Genomic DNA, 5,386 nt, shown 5'->3' on the forward strand with positions numbered 1-5,386 from the left:
GGCACATGGCCTTGCTCCGCTGCACGGCTCAACCAGCTTTCCGCCGCTTCCAGGCGGCGGCGTTTGGTGAAGTACCACCCCCGACCATTCATAATCTGACGACCCCACAGGGTTTGGGCTTCCGGCAACCCGGCTTCAGCGGCCCGTTTTAGCCAGTTGCCTGCACGGGTGGGAATGCCCAGCAGGTTGTAGAACTGGGTCAGTCGGGAAGCATCCAGATTGGCGTAGATATAGTACAGGGCCAGCATCGCCTCCGGGTCGCCCGCTTCGGCATTGGGCAGGGTAATGTCCAACGCTGCCTCTCGCCAGCCTGCACTGTTGTCAGGGCATCGGTCGCCGGCTACGCAGGCACCGCCTCTGAACAATTGCAGCATGGCGTAGGGGTCGCCTTGCTCGGCAGCCTGTAAATACCACGCCATCGCTTCGGTGGTTAAGCCCAGCATATTCTGTCTGCGTTCTGACTCGCCCATGTAATACATAGCGTCTACATCGCCAGCATCAGCCGCTTGGCGTAAATAAGGCATGGCATCTGTTGAATGCCCTATATTGTAAAGGCGCATACCTTCATCTTTGGCGGCCTGGATATCCGCGGGTAACGCCCAGCTATTGAGTGACCAAACTAACAGTGCAACAAACACACTTTTTTTAAATAACATGGCGAAAAACACTCGTTTAATGTTCACGATAGCGCACCCGTGTGCCGCGCCGTGTGGAATAGGTTTCACGATATTCATCAATATCGGTTCCCAAACGGCGGGATATTTGGCGATAATTGTCTTGTGCTCTTACCGAAGCTGGGCCACCACGGCCATTTCGCCGCATAAAGGCATCTAATGCTTCGCGGTTATGGCAGTAGGCTTCTACCCAGGCAGCGTCGCTATCAAACCGGCCTGTTGGGGTCATTTTTGCCACGGCCCGTTCAAACAGCTGCTGGGCGGCATCACGGGTATAGTGATGGCCTAAGTACCCCCGCTCCAGCCACTCCAAACAGCTGGCGATAGCAATTTGCTGTAGGTCAATTGCCTGCCCTCTATCAAATCTTTCTCTATCCACGGTATAGCCCCGCCAGCCGGGCGGGGTGATCAGTGTATTCAGCAGTGGCCCCAATGCTTCCGGGGGAAGGTGTTGTACCCATGTAGAAAGCTCGGGGCCAGTTTGGGGATTGTTTGAAGCATCCACAATGGCGTAGGCAATCAAGCCTGCCCGATCACTCTGGGTCATTAGCTCATAAAGGCGCTTAATGCCGTCAATGCCCCTGGCGGCCAGCAGGCCTACATCCAGTAGCGTGGTGGTGGCCAGGTAGGAAAGGTAACCCAGCCCTTCAAACGCATCGGCATCTACCCAATCGACAAACCCGTAGTTATTGTCGCGCAGGGCCTGACTGAGCATCATCATCCACAGGTTAAGCTGCTGCAGGTCTAGCTCAATCGCGATTTGCCCACCTACGCCCGCCCCCGCCACCACTTTAGCCCGCGTATAGGCAATAAATTTGCCTTGATGGAGGCCCAGCCGCATACCTAGCTCGCCACCAATACCGCCGTTGGCCTCCAGCCCCAGTACCGCTTTACCCAGTGAACGCCAGGCCTCCAGATTGTTCTGCTGCACGCTAAGGGTTAGCCAGTCCTGATCAGCCAACTGGGGCAGTTGGCTGGTCAGGTCCATGGGGGGTTGCCAGCGTAGGGAGCAGTTGGTTTGCACGCCCAGCGTGGCGCCCGCAAAGGCTTTGAGCGCTGCGCCTTCTGCTTCACGTTTGGCCCATTCCGTACCGGTGATTTTGATGCCCTGGTGGTCGAAACTGAGCCCTGTTTGGGCGGTGAGCGCAAGAGAGGCACCGGCAAACCCTTTGGCAACCGCCGATACCTGTAGGGAATAGCGGCCTAAATTACGCTGCTCTCCGCCGTTCTCCCGCAACACGGCATATAGGGGCTGGGCATTGGCTTCTTCTGGCAGGTGAAGGGTGCCCAGGCTAATGGCTCCACGCGCAAGGCTAAAGGTGCCTTTGATGGAGAGCTGATGATGAATACCGCCGCTGATGTTGGCCTTTCCCGAGCCAGGGCGATGAGTGCTGTGCCAGTGTTGATGGTTGGGGCCGCCTATATTGCGCTGGGTGCCTGCTTCATGGCGTTGCTGCACACGGCCTGACGTACTCACCCCTGCGCTTGTGTGTACTTCTTCCAGCTCAAATACCTGCAACGTGGCATTACGTTCGATAAGCGCCACGGTGTCTTCGAAGTGACCCCCCAGCGCTTCATTCAGCTCGCTATGGGGCATACCGACCAGGCGCAGCATTTGTGCTTGGGCGCTGGCATCAAACAGTCTTAGTTTTTCACGGCTGGGGCCGGTGAAGATGATTTTTTTGAGGGTGTCTTGCCAACCTGTTTTGGCGCTCTCATCCTGCAGCGATTCAACCGTATGGCCCTGGGCGTCGAGCGCTGCGTAAAGGTGGTGTGGCTGGAAGAAACCCAGTGGTTCTTCAAACCATTCCGCCTGGCGCTGAAGGCGTTCGCAGCCTCGTTGGGCAAGCCAGCTCGTTAGCGCTGTCTCTTTGGCCTCCCATAAGGTGGCCGGTAGTATGCCATCTTGCTTAAGCTGCCTTTCCAGCGTGTTCCGCTCGCTATCGGGCATGTCACGCATTAAGTGCCGCAGGCTAATATGGCTCAATGAGCGGCTTCCCATCGGCGAGCTAAACTCTCTTAGTGGAAAGTCATCGCGGACCAGTACATCAATGGATTGGCGGGTGTAGCCGAGCGCATGCCGGTGGTCTTCAATATCGGCTTGCCAAAAAAGTACCCGCTGCGGTGTCATTTGTTCTACTTGGGCTTCGGCAAGCTCGTAAAGAGCGTCCAGCTCGCGGGTTAGCCTTTGGAAGGTGTTACGTTCGTCATTGAACAAATGTAACGGAAGATTGGCATTGCGGGCGGTGGCGGTTGCCCATTGGGATAATTTACTCTCAACGTCGCCAAACAAATCCGCGGCTTGTTTGAGCACATCGTTGTAGTAATCGAACCCATTAATGCCCGGCGACAGGCGCCCCTGCATACTGGTCGTGGTGGCATCGGCCAGCGCCCATTCGGGTGTGGCAACCCCTAAGGTGGCAAGTGTTAAGATGCTCATTTGGTACGTGGAGACATCTTCATCCAATTGCTCAGCTGACTGCCGGAAGTAGTCTCCAATGACCTCGCAGCGTGAGGAGTCCACCGGCGACATGGATTCGCAGTCTGCCAGAAAGGCTTGATATTCCGTCAATGCTTCGCGGACAGGTATCAGCATCCCTGGGCTGGAAACGGAGACCACGTCTCGAATAACCCGCTCACGACACTGGCGATAAACCTCCAGGGCTTGTTCAATCTCGCTTTCCCAGGGTCCGAAGTAGTGACCACCATCAATGACATAGCCTGCCTCTTTCGCCTTTTCTGTACCTGTCTGGTACAGCGCATGTAGCTCTGAGATCAGGCGGGTTTCTTCTGGGCGGGTGAGTCGATCCCAGGCATACGAGCCGGATACAATCAGTGGTGAGAGCCATAGCCAGCCATTTTCCAGTAGCGGTCGGTACTCGCTGACACGTTGACCGGCATCAATGGCTTCCTCCCCCTCTTTTCTATCCGCATTCAGCAGTTCGGCTAAACGCTCCAGCTTTTCCCTGGCACTGTTGCGTTCATCGCGATTGAGAAAGTTTTCCGGGTGTGCGGGTAAAAAACATTCGATAAGGCCAGCATCTTCTGCCAGATGGCGGATGCGCTGTTCAGGATCTTCCGTTAACACCCATTCGGCTAACTCATCAGACGCTTCGTGTAGTGCTTCGGCAACCTCGTGGGTTAATAGCCAGAAGTCTCCTGTTCCGGTGATATAGATGATGTCTGCCCAGCACTTATCCTCACAGACAGTACCAGCGGCTTGCTCAACGCTGCCTTCATAGGGTTCAGGCTGGTGAGTTTGTAATACAATGGGTGGAGGAAAGCTACCTTGGCTATCGGTTGTCATACGTTTTTCTCCACTTCTTTAATCCGCTGTTTGACCGATTGACCGGGTTCGCACAGCGTATTTTCAATACGCTGCCAGCTTGCCTCGTCGGCTTGCTGGATAGCAGGAAGCAGCCTTGCTAAATGCCTACCTTTGGTAATGCCGTATTGGGTGCATCTACCTAGTCGCTTTACCCATTGATCGGGCAAGGTAGTGAGTGTTTCCTGTGTATGTTCGCTTAACCACCACGCCTGCTGGCTTTCCTTCAACGCGGCTTCCATACCAGCGCTCAGCTGCCAGCGTTCAGGAACCGGGGACGTTGGCTCTTCGGCCTGCCACATCAACCACTGGCCTTGAGGGGTGGGGGTGGCCACGTGATGCAGCGGGCTTATCCAGTGGGCGTAAACACTGGCGGGGGCGCTGGCAAGCAAGGCGGTCCAGACGGCAGGTTGCTGAAGATTGATCAGCGTTTTTCCACCGTGGGAGTCATCTAATACAAACAGCGTCTGAAGATGATCGGCGATGCTTTGTAAGGTGTGATGTGCTGAGGGTTGGCACACCCATCCCAAACGCTGTTGGCAGAGCGCTGCCGCGTAATGCCAGGCGTCACTGCCGTTCTGGATAGCCAGTAGCCAAGGGCTGGCCTCTAACAGCGGCGACAACGAAGTGCCCGCAAACAGTGAAATGAAGTCCTGCTTGCCTGAACGTGACAGCAGAGCGCGACACTGCTCCGGTGCACGCCGCTGATCAAGCACGACATAGGAGGGTTGCCCTGCTGACATGACGCCAGACAACATGGGGGCTTGACGGCCTCGTTCGGCCAGTTGGCTCAACCAGCGAGGCATGGGCAATCCTCTCGGGTGCACTGGGTATCATTGATCTTGCCGCAGAGCGGCATAATAGCGGCCTCGCTTAGCTGGTAATCCTTTAGTTTGGGCAGTGAGGTAGGAGGAATTGCCTCATGCACCTCCGCCGCCACATGCCCTGGCAGCAGCGGGCCTTCCACCGCCTGCCCGGTGCCGTTGCCTGGGCTGCCGCCTGCGTTAATGCGTACCTTGGGGCCTACCAGGGTGATGCCGCTGCCCTCCAGCTTGATGAAGCTACCCCCGGCATTCAGGGTGAGTTCATCACTCGCTTCCAGCACGACTTTGTGACCCGCTTTAATGTGCAGCTCTCGGCCACTTTCGCTTAACCATGCCTGCCCTGCCTTGATATGCAGCGAGCCTTGCAGCGTGAAATGCTGCTGGCCTTCGGTATGTTCGAAGCGGTTACCATGCACCGTGTGGTGGTCGTCGTTAGCGATCTCGCTGATGCGGTCGTGGTGGATTTTGAGGTGGCTGTCCCGGCGAATCTCTTCGCTGCGGTCGTTAAGGGTGAGCAGGCCGAGGTCTTTCTGGGCGTGGAGCCAGATCTGCTCTTCCCCCGA

Annotated in this window: 4 protein-coding genes; all 4 read right to left on the minus strand. The window is 56.4% G+C overall.

The genetic code is table 11. The features are described 5' to 3' along the window. A partial coding sequence (locus HP566_RS17250) for a tetratricopeptide repeat protein (RefSeq protein ID WP_425348212.1) occupies window positions 1-683 on the minus strand: 683 nt, incomplete at its 3' end. Next, on the minus strand, window positions 673-3,981 hold the full coding sequence (locus tag HP566_RS17255; protein WP_249978555.1) for a hypothetical protein: 3,309 nt from the start codon (window positions 3,979-3,981) through the stop codon (window positions 673-675). The genes HP566_RS17250 and HP566_RS17255, both read right to left, overlap by 11 nt. After that, window positions 3,978-4,805: a DUF4123 domain-containing protein gene (locus HP566_RS17260; protein ID WP_249978556.1), complete on the minus strand. Its 828-nt coding sequence runs from the start codon at window positions 4,803-4,805 to the stop codon at window positions 3,978-3,980. The genes HP566_RS17255 and HP566_RS17260 overlap by 4 nt, the downstream gene beginning before the upstream one ends. Further along, window positions 4,790-5,386, minus strand: a 597-nt coding sequence (locus HP566_RS17265) for a bacteriophage T4 gp5 trimerisation domain-containing protein (protein ID WP_249978557.1), incomplete at its 5' end; no start/stop codon positions are given. The genes HP566_RS17260 and HP566_RS17265, both read right to left, overlap by 16 nt.

The sequence above is a fragment of the Vreelandella olivaria genome (assembly GCF_023507745.1).
GTDB lineage: Bacteria > Pseudomonadota > Gammaproteobacteria > Pseudomonadales > Halomonadaceae > Vreelandella > Vreelandella olivaria_A.